The 18,107-nt window shown below is 70.5% G+C and carries 19 protein-coding genes and 1 pseudogene; 10 read left to right on the top strand and 10 right to left on the bottom strand.

Annotated elements, in window-relative coordinates; translation table 11 throughout:
• Positions 1 to 808: pseudogene (locus tag ABZ444_RS46530) on the bottom strand (cytochrome P450); the annotation flags it as partial.
• Positions 809 to 1,243: 435 nt separating this feature from the next.
• Between ABZ444_RS46530 and ABZ444_RS46525 the strand changes: the two are divergent.
• Positions 1,244 to 1,813 carry a helix-turn-helix domain-containing protein gene (locus ABZ444_RS46525; protein WP_358010718.1) on the top strand — a complete coding sequence of 190 codons (570 nt, stop codon included), beginning with the start codon at positions 1,244 to 1,246 and terminating at the stop codon, positions 1,811 to 1,813.
• Between the two features lie 271 nt (positions 1,814 to 2,084).
• Here ABZ444_RS46525 and ABZ444_RS46520 read toward each other — a convergent pair whose 3' ends face one another.
• The 3 genes from ABZ444_RS46520 to ABZ444_RS46510 form a co-directional block, all read right to left on the bottom strand.
• Positions 2,085 to 3,056: a serine/threonine-protein kinase gene (locus ABZ444_RS46520; protein ID WP_358010717.1), complete on the bottom strand. Its 972-nt coding sequence runs from the start codon at positions 3,054 to 3,056 to the stop codon at positions 2,085 to 2,087.
• 616 nt (positions 3,057 to 3,672) lie between these two features.
• Positions 3,673 to 4,026 (bottom strand): hypothetical protein, encoded by a 354-nt coding sequence (locus tag ABZ444_RS46515; RefSeq protein ID WP_358010715.1) that lies wholly within the window; start codon positions 4,024 to 4,026, stop codon positions 3,673 to 3,675.
• A gap of 60 nt (positions 4,027 to 4,086) precedes the next feature.
• Positions 4,087 to 5,061, bottom strand: a complete 975-nt coding sequence (locus ABZ444_RS46510; protein WP_358010714.1) for a GntR family transcriptional regulator — start codon at positions 5,059 to 5,061, stop codon at positions 4,087 to 4,089.
• Between the two features lie 168 nt (positions 5,062 to 5,229).
• Between ABZ444_RS46510 and ABZ444_RS46505 the strand changes: the two genes are divergently transcribed.
• From ABZ444_RS46505 to ABZ444_RS46485, 5 genes are all read left to right on the top strand, one after another.
• Positions 5,230 to 6,474: an FAD-dependent monooxygenase gene (locus ABZ444_RS46505; RefSeq protein WP_358010712.1), complete on the top strand. Its 1,245-nt coding sequence runs from the start codon at positions 5,230 to 5,232 to the stop codon at positions 6,472 to 6,474.
• A gap of 11 nt (positions 6,475 to 6,485) precedes the next feature.
• Positions 6,486 to 6,935 carry a VOC family protein gene (locus tag ABZ444_RS46500; protein WP_358010711.1) on the top strand — a complete coding sequence of 150 codons (450 nt, stop codon included), beginning with the start codon at positions 6,486 to 6,488 and terminating at the stop codon, positions 6,933 to 6,935.
• Between the two features lie 25 nt (positions 6,936 to 6,960).
• On the top strand, positions 6,961 to 8,028 hold the full coding sequence (locus ABZ444_RS46495; protein WP_358010709.1) for a hypothetical protein: 1,068 nt from the start codon (positions 6,961 to 6,963) through the stop codon (positions 8,026 to 8,028).
• 194 nt (positions 8,029 to 8,222) lie between these two features.
• Positions 8,223 to 8,654: a PP2C family protein-serine/threonine phosphatase gene (locus ABZ444_RS46490; RefSeq protein ID WP_358010708.1), complete on the top strand. Its 432-nt coding sequence runs from the start codon at positions 8,223 to 8,225 to the stop codon at positions 8,652 to 8,654.
• 55 nt (positions 8,655 to 8,709) lie between these two features.
• Complete coding sequence (locus ABZ444_RS46485; protein WP_358010707.1) at positions 8,710 to 9,279, top strand: DUF6506 family protein; 570 nt, start codon at positions 8,710 to 8,712, stop codon at positions 9,277 to 9,279.
• Positions 9,280 to 9,397: 118 nt separating this feature from the next.
• On the opposite strand, the gene ABZ444_RS46480 is transcribed toward ABZ444_RS46485, so the two are convergent.
• From ABZ444_RS46480 to ABZ444_RS46470, 3 genes are all read right to left on the bottom strand, one after another.
• The gene (locus ABZ444_RS46480; protein WP_358010706.1) at positions 9,398 to 9,637 is read right to left on the bottom strand and encodes a hypothetical protein; all 240 of its coding nucleotides are present in this window, start codon (positions 9,635 to 9,637) and stop codon (positions 9,398 to 9,400) included.
• Between the two features lie 226 nt (positions 9,638 to 9,863).
• The gene (locus ABZ444_RS46475; RefSeq protein WP_358010704.1) at positions 9,864 to 10,613 is read right to left on the bottom strand and encodes a hypothetical protein; all 750 of its coding nucleotides are present in this window, start codon (positions 10,611 to 10,613) and stop codon (positions 9,864 to 9,866) included.
• A 25-nt stretch (positions 10,614 to 10,638) separates the two neighbouring features.
• Positions 10,639 to 11,724 carry a right-handed parallel beta-helix repeat-containing protein gene (locus ABZ444_RS46470; RefSeq protein ID WP_358010702.1) on the bottom strand — a complete coding sequence of 362 codons (1,086 nt, stop codon included), beginning with the start codon at positions 11,722 to 11,724 and terminating at the stop codon, positions 10,639 to 10,641.
• 182 nt (positions 11,725 to 11,906) lie between these two features.
• Between ABZ444_RS46470 and ABZ444_RS46465 the strand changes: the two genes are divergently transcribed.
• From ABZ444_RS46465 to ABZ444_RS46455, 3 genes are all read left to right on the top strand, one after another.
• The gene (locus tag ABZ444_RS46465) at positions 11,907 to 12,260 is read left to right on the top strand and encodes a hypothetical protein (RefSeq protein WP_358010701.1); all 354 of its coding nucleotides are present in this window, start codon (positions 11,907 to 11,909) and stop codon (positions 12,258 to 12,260) included.
• A 350-nt stretch (positions 12,261 to 12,610) separates the two neighbouring features.
• Entirely contained in the window at positions 12,611 to 14,083 is a 1,473-nt protein-coding gene (locus ABZ444_RS46460) for an MFS transporter (RefSeq protein WP_358010699.1), read from the top strand.
• On the top strand, positions 14,083 to 14,538 hold the full coding sequence (locus ABZ444_RS46455; protein ID WP_358010697.1) for a MarR family transcriptional regulator: 456 nt from the start codon (positions 14,083 to 14,085) through the stop codon (positions 14,536 to 14,538). The genes ABZ444_RS46460 and ABZ444_RS46455 overlap by 1 nt, the downstream gene beginning before the upstream one ends.
• Before the next feature lie 15 nt (positions 14,539 to 14,553).
• On the opposite strand, the gene ABZ444_RS46450 is transcribed toward ABZ444_RS46455, so the two are convergent.
• The gene (locus ABZ444_RS46450) at positions 14,554 to 15,114 is read right to left on the bottom strand and encodes a GNAT family N-acetyltransferase (RefSeq protein WP_358010696.1); all 561 of its coding nucleotides are present in this window, start codon (positions 15,112 to 15,114) and stop codon (positions 14,554 to 14,556) included.
• 32 nt (positions 15,115 to 15,146) lie between these two features.
• Entirely contained in the window at positions 15,147 to 15,578 is a 432-nt protein-coding gene (locus ABZ444_RS46445; RefSeq protein WP_358010695.1) for a MerR family transcriptional regulator, read from the bottom strand.
• A gap of 54 nt (positions 15,579 to 15,632) precedes the next feature.
• Between ABZ444_RS46445 and ABZ444_RS46440 the strand changes: the two genes are divergently transcribed.
• Positions 15,633 to 16,583, top strand: a complete 951-nt coding sequence (locus tag ABZ444_RS46440; RefSeq protein ID WP_358010694.1) for an SDR family NAD(P)-dependent oxidoreductase — start codon at positions 15,633 to 15,635, stop codon at positions 16,581 to 16,583.
• A 9-nt stretch (positions 16,584 to 16,592) separates the two neighbouring features.
• Here ABZ444_RS46440 and ABZ444_RS46435 read toward each other — a convergent pair whose 3' ends face one another.
• On the bottom strand, positions 16,593 to 18,005 hold the full coding sequence (locus ABZ444_RS46435; RefSeq protein WP_358010693.1) for a hypothetical protein: 1,413 nt from the start codon (positions 18,003 to 18,005) through the stop codon (positions 16,593 to 16,595).
• Positions 18,006 to 18,107 lie beyond the last annotated feature (102 nt).

Here is an 18,107-nt window from a genome sequence, read left to right as displayed (position 1 = left end):
GGGTGGTGTCGATACCGGCGATCAGCAGCAGCGTCATCGTCCCGACGACGTGGACGGGGTCCAGCTTCGCGCCGTTGAGCTCGGCGCCGAGCAGGTATGTCGTGAGGTCGTCGCGCGGGTGGGCCAGATGGTCGTGGATCTGCTCGACCAGGTAGGACGACAGCTCGGCGAAGCGCTCCAGCCGTACCTCGGTGGGCTCGTTCACGCTTTCCAGGGCGTTCTCCACGAACCCCCTGAACCGGTCGGCGTCCTCGGGCGGGAAGCCCAGCATGTCGGCGATCACCCGCATCGGGATGTACTGGGCGTACTCGCGGGCCGCGTCCACGACCTCCCGCCCTTCCAGGCCGTCGATCAGCTCGTGACACAGCGCCCTGGTGCTCGCCTCGCGCCTGGCGACCGCCGTCTTGGTGAAGGCCGGCAGCAGTAACTTGCGGGCGTCGTGATGGAAGGGCGGGTCGGACGAGATCGGCGGGACCCCGCCCACCGGCGCGAGCTCCCTGGGCGGCTTGACGTTGCTGACGACGACGGCCCGGGAGGAGAACCGCTCGGTGTCGTAGGCGACGGCCGCGACGTCCTCGTAGCGGGTGGGCAGCCACACCCCGCCGAACCGGTCGGTGTGCGCGATCGGGCATCGCTGCCGCAGGTCGTCCTGGATGGGGTACGGGTCGGCGGCCCACTGGGGGTCGACGTGGGAGAAGTCGGTGGCCCAGTCGGAGACCGGATCGGTGACGATCTCGCTGACGGTGCCGCGCAGCCGGTTCCTGCGCGTCTCTTCCAGCTCCGGGCCGAAGCGGTCGTCCACGGTCATCTCGCAGCTCCATCCCTGACGTCGATGAACCGGTCGGAGTCGATCTGAGGCGAATCGCACCCTCCCCCGAATTAAAAAAGCATTCATTTGATACGTCAAGACACCCCCACGAACGACACCGCTGTCTTGCGTCCTCCAACCTGAGAGTTCGGCGCGGTTCCTGACAGTTGACCTGATAGTGAGACCTCAATATGACACGCGCCCCCACCACCTGCACTCAACCGAAACCGCTGAAGACCTCGACCTGCCCGAGGCGGCGCTGCTCCTGGCCGGCGAAGGCATGCGGCCCTGGCAAACCAGCGCAGCCGTCCGGGCATCCCTGAAGCGAGTACGGGACTGACAGTTGATCTTCAGCGTCCGCACCGCCACCACCACGGTTTCAAGATCCAGTAGATGTCTTGAGCATCTTCAGCTGCTGGACTTACCGTCGTGGCCATGCGGCAGATCGACGACGTGGACGTGCTCAAGGTCATGACCAGCCGGTTCCGGATGAAGCTCTTCAGCCTCCTGTTCCGGATCGGCCCGGTCACGGTGAGCGAGCTCGCCAGGCGGATGGACGCCGACCCCGGCCAGGTGAGCTATCACCTGCGTCAAATGCAGCCACATGGGTTGATCGAGGACGTGCCGGAGCTCGCCCGGGACAGCCGGGAACGCTGGGTGCGGGCAGCTTTGAGCGGGTGGGCCTTGGTGAGGGACTTCGAAGCCCCGGAGGCCAGAGCCACGCTGCAGGCGTGGACTTCACAGTGGGTGATCGACCAGTTCGAGCGGCTGCGTGACTTCGAACGCACACATATGACGCTTCCCGAGGACTGGCGCCACGCGTCCTTCGGAAGCAGCCGCCACCTACGGCTCACCAAGGATGAGCTCACGCAGCTCGCCGACCAGCTCAATGCCGTGTTGAAGCCGTGGCGCGAACTGACCCAGGCGCGCGTCGAGTCGAGCGAGCCTCCGCCGGATACCCGCCCGATCTTCATCTTCTACCACGCATTCCCCGAAGAACCCTGAGGAGCTTCCGTGTATTTCATGCATGAGGAATGGGGCCGCGCCTACCTCGCTGAACAGCGAGCCGAGCCCGCACGCTTACGCATGATCCCGCCACGCTCGCGCCAGCGGGTTCTTCCGCGCCTACGCGGTCGGTTCGCGGTCACCCTCCGCCGCCTCGCCGATCGCCTCGAACCTGCCTGATAGGGGTCGAGGAACGGGCGGACAGCCGTTGGCGCCGGAAGGATCAAGGCGCGCTTACGGATGAACGATCCTCACTTGTAACGCGCGTCAATCACCCGCCAAGCTGGCAAATCGTCTCCATCGGGTAGGGGGCCTGCCTGCTCTGGCCCTGGAACGTGCGGTAGAAGTCGGACATCACGGCGGCGATCGGCGCGTGGCGGGCAATGATCGCCGCGGCCTCCTCCGGGATTCCTGTGGGGCGCTCGCCCTCCGCATAGGCGCGCACCCGCTGGTAGCGGCCCTCCCCGTCCTCCCTCCGCAGTCCGTACAGAGCGGTGACCAGCCAGTCCACCCGATACTTGGCGGAATAACAGCGGTCGTAGGTCTGATGCCGGCCGAAGAAGTCCACCTCGTCCTGCGACAGCTCGAACCCGGAGGAAATGGCGAGGCCGTAGTCGGCGAAGTAGAGGCGCCGGCCGTCGGTCAGGATGTTCTCGAAGTGCACGTCGAAGTGCAGGAGCCCGCGGCTGTTCATGAACGAGATGCCGGCTGCCAGTTCCCTCTCCACCATGGCGCAGGCTCGGGTGGCGGCTTGGTCGCCGGCCTCGACTTGGGCTCCCAGCCACTGGTGCAGGTTTTGCGGGATGTACTCCAGGAACAACGCGACGCTCGCCGAGGACTGCTGAAGAGCCTGGATCCGGCGGCGTACCTGCGATCCGCCGCCCCAATAGGCGACCGCCCGGTCGATGTCGGCCAGTTCTTCGGGCAGGGGCGTCGAGTCCGGCAGCACCCGCCAGTGGTACATCAGGGGGAAGCCCTCGTATTGCGCCGCGAGCACCCAGTTCGTCGTCATGGTGTGCACGGCGAGCTCCCTCCAGACCCCGAAGCCCGGCCCGCCGATGGCGCCGACGCCGTAATGACAAAAGGCAGGCAGATCGAACAGATTCGCCGTGGACCGGACATGCTCAGGCTGCCTCTCCAGATCGGTGAGAGGCACCCGCTTCACGAAGACCGGCGTTCCGGCGACCTCCAGCAGTGCCGACTTCCCGCCGATGCCGGATCCGAGCGGCACAGCCGTGTCCACGAGTTCGCTCAGAGCGCGGTCACTGCATAAGGCCAAGGATGTGGAGACGGCACTATGGGCGGTCAGACGCGCAGCGCGCGACATGTCAGGACACTTCACTGCAGCTTCCACCTGAGTACTGACCTCAATCTTGCAAGGGCCACGCAGTCGCGCCGAGCGCAACGGCGCGTGGCTCTGCCGTTGGCCTCCGGAGCGGGCAGAGGGCGTCCAACATCCGTGTGGGCGACAACCCTGGGCGCACTCGTGGCAGCACCTTAGTGAAGATCGACAACGACGGGGTAGTCCGGTGCCCTGAAAGAACCGCCCGTTGTCGCCGATACCCAACGAGCTAAGGAAGCTTCGCTCCAGGGGCAGCCTCGATTCACTGCAATCAAGATCCTTTTCAGCGCCAACGACTGTCCGCCGGTTCCTCGACCCTGTGATACTCCTGAGCTCGCCAGCCCATTGGCGCCAAGATGCTCCGGCTTACCCAGCCTGGGCATCTGACCTTCGCATGATCCCCGCGCGGGCCATAAGAACGATCTTCGGCCGACTACTGTCAACTTCGATGACGCGAGCGCCAGTATCTCGACGCCCATCGAAGTGACAGTGCCCAGGTCGGGAGCAGGTCCCACTGTCATCTTCGCTGCGTCCAGATAACCGCTGTCTGGCGTCCTTCGAAGTCGCGGTCATGGATCCAGGACACGTACTGCGCGCCTCCCGCGACCGGGCCGCCGAGTCCGAGGCGCGCGAGCCGCAGCAGGACGTCGACGACACCGCCGCGGTCGGGGCTCATCACCATGGCGGCGCGCATGCCGACCTTGCGCGTGTGCGGGGTTTCGGCCTGCTCCTGCGCCCGCTCCCACGCTTTCGCGATCTCAACGCTGTAGGTCCAGTAGCCCGGTACGTCCGGTTCGGCGCCACCGAGCACGCCGGTCGCCTCGCCGTTGGACGCGTCGAAGCGGTGGGCGTAGACGGTGGCGGTGCTCATCTGCAACCAGACCGGAGTAGGACGTACGGCGGCCGCGATCGCCTCGGCGGCTGAACACGTTCACAGATGGGCTCGTGCCCAGGAGCCCTGGTCGCCGACCAGGGCCGCGAATCCGTCCAGATGGCGGGCCAGGCCGTACTCGAACAAGACGTCCAGATCGGGCGCCGCATCGCCCGAGATCGTCGCCAGGAGGGGGAATCTTCCGTCGGCGAGGAGCTCCTGCCGGCGCGAGCGCTCGGCTTCCGACCAGCGCTGCAAGGTCATGCCCGTGTTCCGCTCGGCCTCGGCCTCGGCTGCCTTGGACAGCCCGACGGTGAGGACGAGCGCGTGCAGGGTGAGCGTCTCCTGGAACCGGACGTCCATGGGGAGATGGAGCTCCTCGAGCGCCCGCAGGGTCCACTCGGTGTGGGCCATCATGTTGGGGGCCAGAACGGGCCGGGTGAACGAGACGACATGGGGCAGCCACACGTGCCGCCGGCAGAGCCGCCATTGCTGACGGGCGACCAGTTCGAGCTTGGCGCGCCACCCCTGCGGTCCGCGCTCGGGCAGATCGAGGTCGCCGAACACGATGTCGGCCATCTGGACCAGCAGTTCATCCTTCCCGGTGACATGCCGGTACAGGGACATCGGCCCGAGCTCCAGCTTGGCCGCGAGCCGGCGCATCGACAGCGCGTGCAGCCCCTCGGTGTCGGCGAGGTCGACGGCGGCGCGGAGGATGCGCGTCCGGAGCATCTCCTGGTCGGCCGATTCGGCCTGTCGCGCGGCCGTGGTGTCGCGGTGCTGCGGGCGAGCGGGCCGACGGCCGGCCTGGGGGCTGACCACTGTGCCCGAACCGCCCTTCGTCTCGACGAGGCCCTCCTCGCGCAGAGCGGCCGTCACCTTGGTCGCGGTCGCGATCGCGACGCCCCACCGCTGCGCGATGGCCCGGATGGACGGCACTCGGTCACCGGGGCGGAGATCGCCGCCGTCGATCCAGGAGCGGATCTCCGCGACGATCGCCCGGTAGGGCGGCTCCGGGCGCTGCGTCGATGGCACGTGATCCTCCGGTCCGACGGGGACATGACAGGTATAGCGTACTAGTTCACTTTGTCGCTTGCACTAGTTCACTTTTGCTCACAAACGTGTCTCCACGCCATCTCCGCGCCCATACGGTGTACGCACAAGGCGAAGATACGCCGTAGTCACGAACGTGGGGAAGGGCGAATGAAGAACAGGGACATCCTCGTGTCAGGGGGCGGCATCGCCGGGGCGGCTCTGGCGTACTGGCTACGCCGGTACGGATTCCGGCCGACGGTGGTGGAGCGAGCGCCGGCGCCTCGCACGGGCGGTCACGCCGTCGACATCCGGGGCACCGCGCGGCAGGTGATCGAACGCATGGGCCTCGTTCCGCAGATCCGCCACGCTCGCATCGGAGCCCGCGGCATGGCCTTCATCGACGAAAGCGGCAAGCGGGTGGCGAGCCTGGGCACCGACGTGTTCGGGCCGTCCGGCGGGCCGGTCGCCGAGTGGGCGCTCCTGCGCACCGACCTGGCCCGGATCCTCCACGACGCGATCCGCGACGACGTCGAGTACGTCTTCGACGACGCGATCACCGACGTGCTGCAGGACGAGGACGGCATCACAGTGGCATTCGAGAAGGGGGTCTCCAGGCGGTTCGATCTGCTCGTCGGCGCGGACGGCGTCCATTCCAGCGTGCGCCGGCTGACGTTCGGCCCCGAGGACCGTTACATCCGCGACCTCGGCTCCTTCATCGCGCTCTTCTCCGTCACGTCCGAGGTGGATCTGGACGGCTGGCAACTCATGTACACCATGCCCGGTGGTAACGGCCGTGCCGGCAGAACAGCGGGCCTGCGTCCGCTGACCGAGCCGGGCAGGGCCCTCGCGGGGTTCTTCTTCCGTGCCCCCGGGCTCGAGTTCGACCGGCGAGACGTCGCCGCGCAGAAGCAAGTCGTCGCGCGCACCTTCGAGCACGCGGGATGGGAGGTCCCCGCTTTCCTGCCGCAGATCTGGGACGCGTCCGACTTCTACTTCGACCGGGTCGAGCAGGTGCAGATCGACACCTGGTCGACCCGCCGGACCGTGCTGGTGGGGGACTCCGCCTTCTGCGCCTCTCCCATGTCCGGGATCGGCACCAGCCTCGCCCTGGTCGGCGCCTACGTGCTCGCCGGTGAACTGTTCAAGGCCGGGGGCGACCAGCGGGTGGCCTATGCCGCGTACGAGAGGGGCATGCGCGAGTTCGTCGACCGGGCCCAGCACTTCGCCCGGACCGCCGGCGACGGTGGCCTGATGCCGGACGCGCGGGCACAGATGTGGCTGCGGAACCAGTCCGTACGGCTCGTGCGCTACCTGCCCAAACGCCTGGTCAGCCGAGGTCTGGAGTCGGTGGCCGACACCGTCGCGCTCGACGACTACGCCGATCCGGCACCCCACCGGTCCATCAAGCACTGAAGGAGAGCACCATGCGCGTCAGCACCTTCCTGTGGTTCGACGGCCAAGCCGAAGCCGCGGCCACCTTCTACACTGCACTGTTCGCCGATTCCGGGATCACCGACATCGAGCGCACCGCGGACGGTCGCGTCATGACCGTCGTCTTCCAAATGGCCGGTCAGCGTTACATCGCTCACAACGGTGGGTCCCGGTATCCCTTCACCAGAGCCTTGTCGATGTTCGTGGAGTGCGACGGCCAGGAGGAGGTGGACACCCTCTGGGCGGGCCTCACCGATGGCGGCGAAGAGGGGCCGGGTGGCTCCCTGGTCGATCGTTTCGGGGTGACCTGGCAGGTCATGCCCACGGCCCTGCGGGAGCTCCTCCAAGGCGCCGAACCGGAGGCCGCCGAACGCGTCCTCACCGCCCTGCACGCCATGACCAAGATCGACATTCAGCGACTGGCCGACGCCCATGACCGGTGATCAGCGCGTACGGGCAGAGCAAGCGATGCGCACGGACATCCGGCCGGGCCGCTCCCGGCCCGGCCGCGGCCGGGTGCGTGCCGCGTGGACCTTGGCGCTGCTGACGACGTTCTGCGCGCAGCTGACGTTCTCAGCGGTCGCCGTCCCGTTCACCTGGCTGCTCCTGCCGCTGTTGCTGGTGATGTACGGCGCCGGCGTCCTGCTCGTCCGCGAGGCGGTCGCGCGGGCCGGCGGCGGATGGACCAGCCTGGTGGTGCTCGGCCTGGCCTATCAGGTAGCCGAGGACGGACTCGGTCTGCAGGCCCTGACCAGCCCGCACATGTACGGCGCCGCCGACTGGGGCCTGCGCGCCCTCGGCATCAACTGGACCTATTGGGAGTCACAGATCGGCGTCCACGTCGTGCTCAGCGTGCTCCTGCCCGTCGCGATCACCAACCTGCTCTTCCCGCGCCTGCGCGATCAGAGCTATCTGCGCACCGGCGGGTTCATCGTCACCGGCGCATTGGCCGTAGCCGGTGTGCTCGGGCTGAGAGTCGTCATCTCGGCCACCGAGGACCCCGGCAATCAGACCCCGTGGGGATGGACCGTCGCCTACCTGCTGATGATCGCGCTGCTGGCCTGGCCGGCCCTGCGCGTGCTGCCCCGGCGCCGGTCGCCGGACGGGGTCCGAAGCGACCGGCGGGCCCCACGGCCCGTCGTGGTCGGCATCGTCGCGGGGTATCTGACGATGGCCTTCCTTACCACGCTGCTACCGCTCGGTCTCGGACCGGACCTGCTGTTCGGCGACATGATGTCGCCGCCACTTCGACTGTTCGCCGGGGCGATGACCGCGATCCCGTTCGGCTGGCTGGTCCTGCGCTGGCGGCGGTCAGGCGACTGGGCCGACAGCCATCGCCTCTGGCTGATCGGAGGCATCCTCGTCTCCCACACGGCGTTCATGATGCCCGCCTCAGCCACCAGTGCCGTCATCGGGCTGATCACCATCTGCCTGGAGGTCGTTCTGCTGTCGGCCCTCGGACGGCATATCCGGCGACCCCGGCCCCGGCGTAAGATCGTCGGGTCGGCGCCACCACGACCGCTGGATGGTGGATGAGGACGAAAGCCCGCTCTGTCTCGGTGCTCCTTGCCTGACTCCCGACCTTTCCTCTCCCACACCCCCCAGGCGCACACGGCCGAACCCGCGACCGCAGGCCATAGGAGTTGTCAGTAGGCGCGTGTACGGCAGGAGGTCCGGCCCAGGATGGTGACGGTCTTGCCGACCTGCAGCACGACCTGGCGCCTTTCCCGATGTACGACGCCTTCGTCCTGCCCGACGGCGCGACCGCGCTGGTGATCGGCGACGTGGTGGGCCACGACCTGGCGGCCGCCGCGGGCATGGCCCAGGTCTGCAACATGCTGCGTGCCTACGTCGGCGCCGAGCAGGAGCCGCCGAGCGCGAACCTCGACCGGCTCGACCGTGCGGTGGCGCGCATGGCCCGGGCCACCATGGCCACCGTCGTACTCGCCCGGCTGGATGGCTGCTGTGCTGGAGCAACGCGCCTGCTCCTGGGCACCGGCATCCGCGACGACCGTGCCGACGCCGTCGTCGAGCTGCCTCCCGAATCCACGCTCCTGCTCTACACCGACGGCCTGATCGAGCCGCCCCACCACTGCCTGGACGTGGGGCCGGCCCGGCTGAGCCGGTACGCCACCTCCCACGCCGTCCAGGGGCGCCATTGACCTCAACATTGGTCGAGGTGCGAGGCTGCTTCCAGGACACCGAAGGGAGCGGGGCATGAGCGGGGACCGAGTGATCATTTACGAGGCCGCCGGGGCGGACCCGGCCGCCGACGTACTGGCTATCGAGAACGAGCACGGCCGGACGAGGGTCAGAGCCGTGCCGGGACCAGGGGACATGGCCGCGCTGGTGAGCCGGCTGGCCGGCGAGGGCGCCGACCGGTTCGAGCTGTGCGGCGGCTTCGGCGCCCTCTGGCACGCCGAGGCGCGACGGGTCCTGGGCGGTTCGGCGCCGGTCGGCGCGATCTACTACGGCTTCGAGTCGCTGACCGCCATCGCCTCCTACAAGGCACGGTTCGAGGACGGCGAGGCTCTGTCGGAGGCTTTCGTCATCGTCCATGAGGGCGCCGACCCGGAGTCCGACCGCGTGGTCCGCCATCGGGACGACGGCGGCGCCACCACGTTCGTGGCCGTCCCCGAGCTGGACGCCGCCGCCGAGGTGGCCGCCAAGCTGGCCGGCGGCCTGCAGCTCATCGAGCTGTACGGGGTGGACGCCCCGGACGCGGCCGAGCCGGTCATCCGGGCGGTCCTGGCGGCGGGCGTACCAGTGGGGGCGCTCGCGTTCTGACCGCCCGCGCCGACCCGGATCCGTACCTGCGGACGGCGGCGCGTGACCGTGCCATCGACAGGGTGAGGGCCGGTGGCCGGCGGAGGAGACGCCGGCCACCGGCCCAGTCAGGCTGTGGTCAGAAGAGCGATGTCATTCCGCCGGGGTTGCCCAGCCAGGGCGTGTTGTAGGCGTAGTGCGCGCCCCTGGTGGAGATCATCACGTGACCGGGGGTTCCGTCCGTGCGGTAACTCACGTCGGGGATCTCGCCGGGAATGCCGGATGGCGAGCCGCCCAGGTGCTGCGCGTTCCCGTAGGCGTAGATCTCGTGCGCCATGCTGACCAGCGCGTATCCCCGGCCGTCACGGGTGGGGGACATGGCGACGACGGCCCGGCTGAACCCGGCCGGGCGGCCGCCCCAGTACTGGGATGGCCACGCGGCTCCCCGCGGGCGCCCGAGACGATGCCGTCCGCCGGCCACCAGAGGGTCCCGTCGGTCGCGGCCTGAGCTCGCGGGGCGATACCGGCCGCGGCCAACGTGAGGACGAGAGCGGTGGCGGCGCTTCTGAGCCCCCCTCGCGGTCGAAATCGCATGGCTGGTCCCTCTAGTACCAGTGCGGGTTGCGAGCGGACCACTGCGTGTACGCGTTCCTCGGCGAGCCGTACGTGCTTCTGATGTAGCTCAGGCCCCACCTGATCTGGGTCGCCGGATTGTCCCGCCAGTCGGCGCCAGCCGTGGCCATCTTGACGCCGGGCAGCGCCTGCGGAACTCCGTAAGCCCCCGACGTGCTGTTGCTGGCGTTCCAGCGCCAGCCGCTCTCGCCGGTCCACAGCAGGTCCAGAGACGGCCACTCGGAGTCGGCCCACCCGTTGTCGCGCATGAGCACGTAGCCGTGGTAGCGCACCTGGCCGGTGTTGTTGCGGTCGGCGATGTCGGCCGACGCCCACCGGGCCAGGTGACCGTCGTCGGTGTACAGCACGGCGTTGCCGTCGTTCTGCAGCTCAAGGTGGAGGCGCCCGCCGGTGCCCGTGGCCCAGACGGCCACATGGCCGGGGGCGTAGACGACGAGGTTGCCGTCGCGCTGCATCTCGGCGCCCGAACCGCCGGCGTGCGTCCCGGTGGCCCACACGGCCCGGTTGCCGGGGGCGTACAGCACGAGGTTCCCGTCGTTCTGCATGACGAGCACGTACTGTCCGTCGGGCGAGACGAGCCGCTGGCCGGCGGCCAGCGTCTCGCCCGCGGCCAGCACGGGCGTGTTCGCGGCGGCCTGCGCGACACCGGTGACGGCGAGCCCGGCCGGGAGCCCGGCGGCGAGGATGCCGGCGGCGAGGGCGCGGCGTAGGGAGAGGTTCATTGGCATGCCCTTCTGGTGGTCTCGGTCAGAGCCCGGCGGTCAGGTTGACGCCGGAGCCGACGGCCCGCTGGGTGGTCACGCCGCTGACGGCGTTGCCCGATGAGGCGACGGTGAGCTGGTTGCCGCCACGCTGGTAGGACAGGCCGACGCCGGAGCCGTTGCCGCGTACGACGTTGCCGGTGACGGCGACGTGGCCGGTGCCGTAGTTGACCTGCTTGACGGCCAGGTAGGTGGTACCGGAGCCGCTGAACTGGAAGACGCGGTTGCCCGTGAGAGTGCTCGCGGCGTCGCCCTGGACGGTGACGCCGATGCCGTTGACGGCGAAGTCCTCGACGTAGTTGTCGCTGACGCTGCTCGCGAACAGCCGGCCGGCGTTGATGCCGGTGCCGCCGACGCCGTAGACGTGGTTGCGCTCGACGGTCCAGCCGGCGGCGTTCTCGAGCTTGATGGCGTCGCCGCCGCTGGCCGCGACCCAGTTGTCGGTGAGGTTCCAGTCGGTCACGGCGTTGCCGCTGTCCTGGACGTAGATGCCGTGCTGGCCGGAGTCCTCCACGAAGAGCCCGCGTACGGTGCCGTTGACCAGGGTGTTGGTCAGCGTTGTGCCGTTACGCGAGGTGTTGGTGATCCGCAGTCCGCTGGCCTTGGCGTTCTGGATGTAGAGACCCTCGACGGTGCTGCGCCATGAGCGGATCACGACCCCGTCGCCGCCCGTGGGGTTGTTGGCCGCGTTGCCGTCGATCGTGAGGTCGCGTAAGACGATCGGCTCGCCGGTGTAGGCGAAGTCGCCGGCCCACGAGTCGGAGGCCAGCACCGCGGCGAGGTTGCGGCCGTCGGCCTCCTTGAGCAGGGTCGACGGGCTGTCGCCGCGGTAGGTGCGGTTGCCGCGCAACGTGATGGTGCTGGTGATCGTGCACGGCCCGTCGATGACGATCTCGTCGCCGGCGGCCGAGTTGTCGATCACCGACTGGATGGCGGCGGCGTCGCCGTTGTTGTTCGCGCAGGTCGCGGTGGCGCGCGCGGCGGCCGCGGGACCCGCCCCGGCGAACATCGCGACGGTGCCGCCGGCCGCGACCACCACGAGGGCCGTGATCGTCCGTCTCGGCATTGACATGGAACTCCTCCACTTCCGCGGACGCCCCTGGCGACCGCTCAGATGCTCAGAAGTGAACGGGGAGTCCCGGCGGCACGACAGTGCACCCCCGCACCCTCGCGCCCCTCATCTGCCTAACCGATCGCGTCCGGATCGCTGTCGTTCGGGACGCCCGGCAGTCGCGCCCGAAGGGCGGCTGGAACATGACCGACACGGTGCCCGGAAAGTCCGGCGAACCGGCCGGCGTGGTGCTCGTGACGTTCAACGGCGAGAAATGGGCGGTGTCCCGCGGGCAGGCGCTGACGCTGGGCCGCAGCCGCGCGTACGACGTGCGTCTCCCCGACGACGAACACCTGTCGCGGCGGGCGGGTTCGCTGCCCGTCCTCAACGACTGCGTGCTGATCAGCAACGACTCGCGGAGGACCACGTCGATCACTATTTCGAGCACCTGGAGGGCGCTTTCTACTCCTTGCAGGGAAGGCGCTGACAGTCGACTGCCCCCGGCGAGGGGGCGGCGCGCGACGTCCGGAACAGCCGGGCACCACAGATCTCCATGACCACGCGCCAGGCCGGTTGATCTTCGGCTCCGTCCTGTCGACTTCGATGACGCGAGCGCCGATTTCTCGACCGAAGTGGCAGTGTCCAGATGGAAAGCGGGGGCCATCGCCGTGCTCGCCGCGTCAGGGCAGCCGTCCGAACGTCCATGGCGTACGGGTCAGCCGGCCAGGCGGGTTCTGACTTGGGCGGCGGAGGCTGCTGCCGGAGGAGGTGTCGGTGTACGCGGTGACCGCCGCGACCTTCCTGGACTCAGCCGTACGGCCCCTGGACGCCCTTGCGGGCTGCCAGGGGCCGTACGGCGTTCAGGGGGCGGGTGACAGGTGTTTAGTTATGCGAATATAATCGTTATATGCCTATAACGAGTAGAGCGCCCCTGTCCCCCGCCCCCGCGCTCAGCCCCCGCCGGCGGATGCTCGTGCTGGCCATCTGCTGCATGAGCCTGTTCATCGTCGGGCTGGACAACACGATCGTGAACATCGCCCTGCCGGCCATCCGCCGCGACCTGAACGCCTCCATGTCCGGCCTGCAGTGGATCATCGACGCCTACACGGTGGTGCTGGCGAGCCTGCTCATGCTGGCCGGCTCGACCGGCGACCGGGTCGGCCGCCGGCGCACGTTCCAGACGGGGCTGGCGCTGTTCACGCTCGGCTCGCTCATGTGCTCGCTCGCGCCGGGCCTCGACTGGCTGATCGCGGCGCGGGCGCTGCAGGCCGTCGGCGGGTCCATGCTCAACCCGGTCGCCATGTCGATCATCACGAACACCTTCACCGAGCCGCGCGAGCGGGCGCGGGCGATCGGCGTGTGGGGCGGCGTGATCGGCATCAGCATGGCGCTCGGCCCGCTGGTCGGCGGCACGCTGGTGGACTCGGTCGGCTGGCAGGCGATCTTCTGGATCAACATCCCGGTGGGCCTGGCCGCGTTCGCGCTGTGCGCGTTGTTCGTGCCCGAGTCGCGCGCGCCGCGCCCGCGCCGGGTGGACCCGGTCGGGCAGGCGCTGGTCATCGTGCTGCTGGCCACCCTGACGTACGGCTTCATCGAGGCGCCGGCGGCCGGCTGGGGATCGCCGCGCACGCTGGGCTGCTTCGCGGTCGCGGCGCTGGCGCTGGCCGTCCTCGCGCCGTACGAGCTGCGCCGCACCGACCCGCTGATCGACCTGCGCTTCTTCCGCAGCGCGCCGTTCGCCGGGGCCACGGTCATCGCGGTGTGCGGCTTCGCCGCGCTGGGCGGGTTCCTGTTCGTCAACACCCTCTACCTCCAGGACGTGCTGGGCCTGTCCGCCCTGCACGCCGGCCTCTACACGCTGCCCATGGCCGGGCTCACCGTGCTCTGCGCGCCGCTGTCGGGCCGGATCGTCGGGAACGCCGGCCCCCGCGTCCCGTTGCTGGTGGCCGGGGTCACCATGGCGGCCAGTGGCCTGATCATGACCGGGCTGGCGGCGGACACGCCGACCTGGCGGCTCATGGCCGCGTACGTGCTGTTCGGGGTGGGGTTCGGCATGCTGAACGCGCCGATCACCAACACCGCCGTGTCCGGCATGCCGCGCGCCCAGGCCGGCGTGGCCGCGGCGGTGGCCTCCACCAGCCGCCAGATCGGCCAGTCGCTCGGCGTCGCGGTCATCGGCTCGCTGGTCACCTCGGCGGTGGCCGGCCCGTTCGCCGCCGGGTTCCCGCGGGCCAGCCACGTCGGCTGGTGGATCGTCGCCGGGTGCGGGCTTGCCATCCTGCTGCTCGGTATCCTGACCACGACCGGCTGGGCCCGCCGCAGCGCCACCCGTACCGCCGAACGGCTCGCCCACGCTCCCGACAGAACGGCGGACGCTTGATGACCGACACCCCCGGCAGTTCCGGACACGACGCCGTGGCCCGCGTCTGGGCCGCGATGTACGACCTCGTCCTGCGGCAGGAGGACCGCCGCAAGGAGGTGGCCGAGACGCTCGGCATGAGCTTCTTCCGGGTCAAGGCGCTGCGTCGCCTGCTGGCCGGGCCGATGACCATGCGGGAGCTGACCGCCGAGCTGTCCACCGACAAGCCGTACACCACCCTGATGGTCGACGACCTGGAGCGGCGCGGCCACGTGACCCGCAGCGTCTCCCCCGACGACCGCCGCAGCAAGATCGTCACGCTGACCCCGGCGGGGACGGCCGCCGCCGAGGAGGCCGAGCGCATCCTGGCCCGTCCGCCGCGTTCCCTGCTGGCCCTGGACCCCGGCGACCTGGCCGCGCTCGACCGCATCATGGCCCTCCTGCTCACCCCGGAGGAGCCGGCCCGCCGGCGGTGAGGCCGGCCAAGAGGGTCAGCCCCCGAACCAGGACAGGCGGGCGGCGCAGAGGGTCTGCTCGGCGCCGAACTCCTCGAAGCCGGCGACCTGCCGGAAGCCCAGGCGGGCGGCCAGTCTCAGCGATCGTTCGTGCGCGGTCCTGGTGACGACCAGCACCGGCTGGTCGGGCAGCTCGTCCGCCGCGGCGCGCAGCGCGGCCGTGGCCGCCTCGTGGGCGAGCCCGTTCCCCCACGCCGGGCGGCGCAGCACGTAGGACAGCTCCAGTTCCTCGCCGTCGCCGGTCACGTGCCCGGGACGCCCGGCCGCGCGGCGGTCGAGCGCCAGCGTCCCGAGGAGCCGGTCGGTGACGAGGTCGGCGATGACGTAGGCGCCCGGGGCGGCCGTCGCGGCGGCGGTTCCGGCGGCGTCGAGGAAACGTTCGACGTCGTCCCGCGGCCGCGGGCCGCCCAGGTGCTCGCGCACCTCGGGGTCGGTCATCAGCTCGACGAGACCGTCACGGTCCCCGTCGTGGGCCTTGCGCAGCAGCAGGCGTTCGGCGCGGATCTCCGTGGCGGACAGCGTGGGCGACGGGCTCATGGGTCCTTGATCCTAGGACAGCCCCCTCCGCTCTACGGTGAAGGCAACGGGGGCGGCGTCGGCGACCAGACCCCGGCCGCGGTCCCGTCCCGGACGTGCCGGCGGTAGGTGACGACCTTGCCGTGGATGATCTCCAGGCTCGCCGTCAGGTCGGCGATCCGGTCGCGGACGGCCCGCTCGTGCTCCTCCAGCAGCGCGAGCCGCTCCGGCTCGTTGCCCGGCCCCGAGCGGACGAGGTGGGCGAACCTCCGCAGGGTGGCGATCGGCATGCCGGACTCCCGCAGCCGGTTGCACAGCAGCAGCCACTCCACGTCGGCCCGGTCGTAGGCCCGCTGCCCGCCGGCCGTACGCGGGATCGGCCGCAGGAACAGCTCCTCCCGCTCGAAGAAGCGCAGGGCGTGGACGCCGAGCCCGGTGGCCCGCGCGACATCCCCGATGGACAGCCGGTCCGCGTCCCTGCTCATGGCACCCCGCCATAGTTTGACCTAGATTGCAGTCTAGATTCTACGGTCGTGGGCATGGCACGCACACAACACAGAATCGGCTCGGGTTTCGGCGCGCACAGCACGGCCGACGACGTCCTGGCCGGCATCGACCTGTCCGGCGGGAACGTCCTGATCACCGGCGGCTACTCGGGCCTCGGCCTGGCGGCCACCCGCGCGCTGGTACGGGCGGGAGCCCACGTCGTCGTGCCCGCCCGCCGTCCCGACGTGGCCAAGGACGCGCTGCGCGACCTCCCCCGCACGGAGGTGCGCGAGCTGGACCTGGCCGACCTCGGCAGCATCCGCGCCTTCGGCGACCTGTTCCTGGAGACCGGCCGCACCCTCGACATCGTCATCGGCAACGCGGGCGTCATGGCCCATCCCCACCGGCCGGTCGGCCCCGGCTGGGAGGCGCATCTCGCCATCAACCACCTCGGCCACTTCGCGCTGGTCAACCGGCTGCGCCCGGCGCTCGCCGGGGCCCGGGTGGTGTCGGTCTCCTCCTCGGGGCACTTCCTTTCCGACATCCGCTGGGACGACCTGCACTTCCGCCACGGCTACGACCACTGGACGGCCTACGGCCAGTCCAAGACGGCCAACGCCCTGTTCGCCGTCCATCTCGACGCCCTCGGCGCGGCCGACGGCCTGCGCGCCTTCGCCGTGCACCCGGGCAGCATCCTCACCCCGCTGCAGCGCCGCATCCCCCACGAGGAGCAGGTCGCCCAGGGCTGGATCACGCCCGGTGGACGCCGGGCCGACGGCTTCAAGACCCCGGAACAGGGCGCCGCGACGGCGGTCTGGGCGGCCACGTCACCCCTGCTGGACGGGCACGGCGGCGCCTACTGCCAGGACTGCGACCTCGCCGAGCCGGCGACGGGCGACGACATGCTGATCGGCGGCGTCAAACCCTGGGCCCTCGACCCCGACGCCGCCGCCCGCCTGTGGAGACTCTCCGCCGACCTGACCTCGGAAGCCGCCTTCTCCTGACCGCCCGGCTCACCGGCGGCGGCCGGGCCTGAGCAGCAGCGCGACCGCCGCCGCGAGCACGGGGAGCGCGACGGCCGCCAGGGCGATCGAGCTCCACGGCGTCTCGAACGGCACCCGCGGCACCGGGTCCCAGTCCACCGAGGCCGTGAAGGGCCAGGCCGGCAGCAGCCCGGCGACACATCCGGCGGCGGCGCCCGGCACCGCGCCGCAGGCCGCCGCCAGGGCCGCCCGGCAGGCGGTGAGGCCGCGCGCCGCGGCCGGAGAACCACCGACCCGGAGCAGGAGGCGGTCCGGACGGCGCGACCTGACCGTGGCCGCGAGCGCCCCGGCGAGAGCGGCCGGTACGGCCGCCCCCGCGAAGAACATCCAGTAGGGCGACGGCCGGAAGCCCTCCTCCAGGTACGCCTGCCCGCTCTCGCCCAGCCGCTCCTGGACGCGGTCCCGGTCGGCCGCCGTGACCCGGTGCAGGGCGGGATCGACGATCAGCGCCTCCAGCTCCAGCTTGATGCCCATGCCGAGCACCAGCTCCCCGGGCAGGAAGACCGCCTCGACGCCTGTGGCGGCCGGGGCGGCGACGGTCGCGGGAACCGTCCTGGAGATTCTCGGTTCGCCCGGCGGGTCCTGGGGGGCGCGGTACTCGATCGTGACGGTGTCGTGCCGGCCCTGCTCGGACGTGACCGCCACGGCCCTGCCCTCGTCGTACGGGAACGAGGGGTCCCCCGTGAGGTAGCGCAGCAGCGCCTGGCCGCCGATGTAGGTGCTGAAGGACGTCGCGGAGTCAGCGGACCACACGGTGAGGCTGAACGGGTCGACCGGCGCCACGCCCTGGGCGACGTCCGTTCCGGGCAGCTCCTGCTGGACGGCGGCGATCCCCAGCGCCGGTCGTCCGGGATCGAGCCGCACGACGAGCGCCCCCGGCCGCGCCTGCGGGACGTACTGCGCCCTGGACTGCGCATTCCCGGCCGCCGCCATGGTCGCCACCGCGACGGTGAAGGCCGTGGCGGTCATGGTCGCGGCCACCGCGGGGGCCGTCCGCGCGCGCCGGTCGGCCAGGTGCCGGGCCGCGAGCCGCAGGGCCGCCGGAACCCGGGCGCCGCCCCGCCCGAGCACGCCCAGCAGCCAGGGGACGAAGGGCCCGAGCCCGAGGACGAACGTCGCGGCGCCCATGATGGCCGCCAGCAGGGTGAGCGCGGATCCGAAGTCGTCATAGTGCACGTCCTCGTGCGTCGACCAGGCCACCAGCGCCATCAGCGTGAGCCCGGCAGACGCCACGCAGGCGCCGGCGACCAGATGGCCCGAGCGCATCCGGCCGTGCCGCCCGCGCGGGGCGGTCTCGGCGGCGAAGACGGTCGCGCCGCCGGCCAGCGTCACGGGCACGCCTATCAGCACCAGGTAGAAGATCAGAAGGACGACGTCCGGCATGAAGGGAGCGTACGGGCGGAACGATCATCGCGACACCCGCCCGGGCCGGGAACGGCGACGGCCGGCCGCCGCGGGATCGCGGGGCCGGCCGGAGGGTTCGAA

Origin of the sequence: Nonomuraea sp. NPDC005730, assembly GCF_040630865.1 — a bacterium.
Lineage (GTDB): Bacteria > Actinomycetota > Actinomycetes > Streptosporangiales > Streptosporangiaceae > Nonomuraea.
Note: the sequence above shows the minus strand (reverse complement) of the source record. Positions and strands in the feature narration are given on the sequence as shown.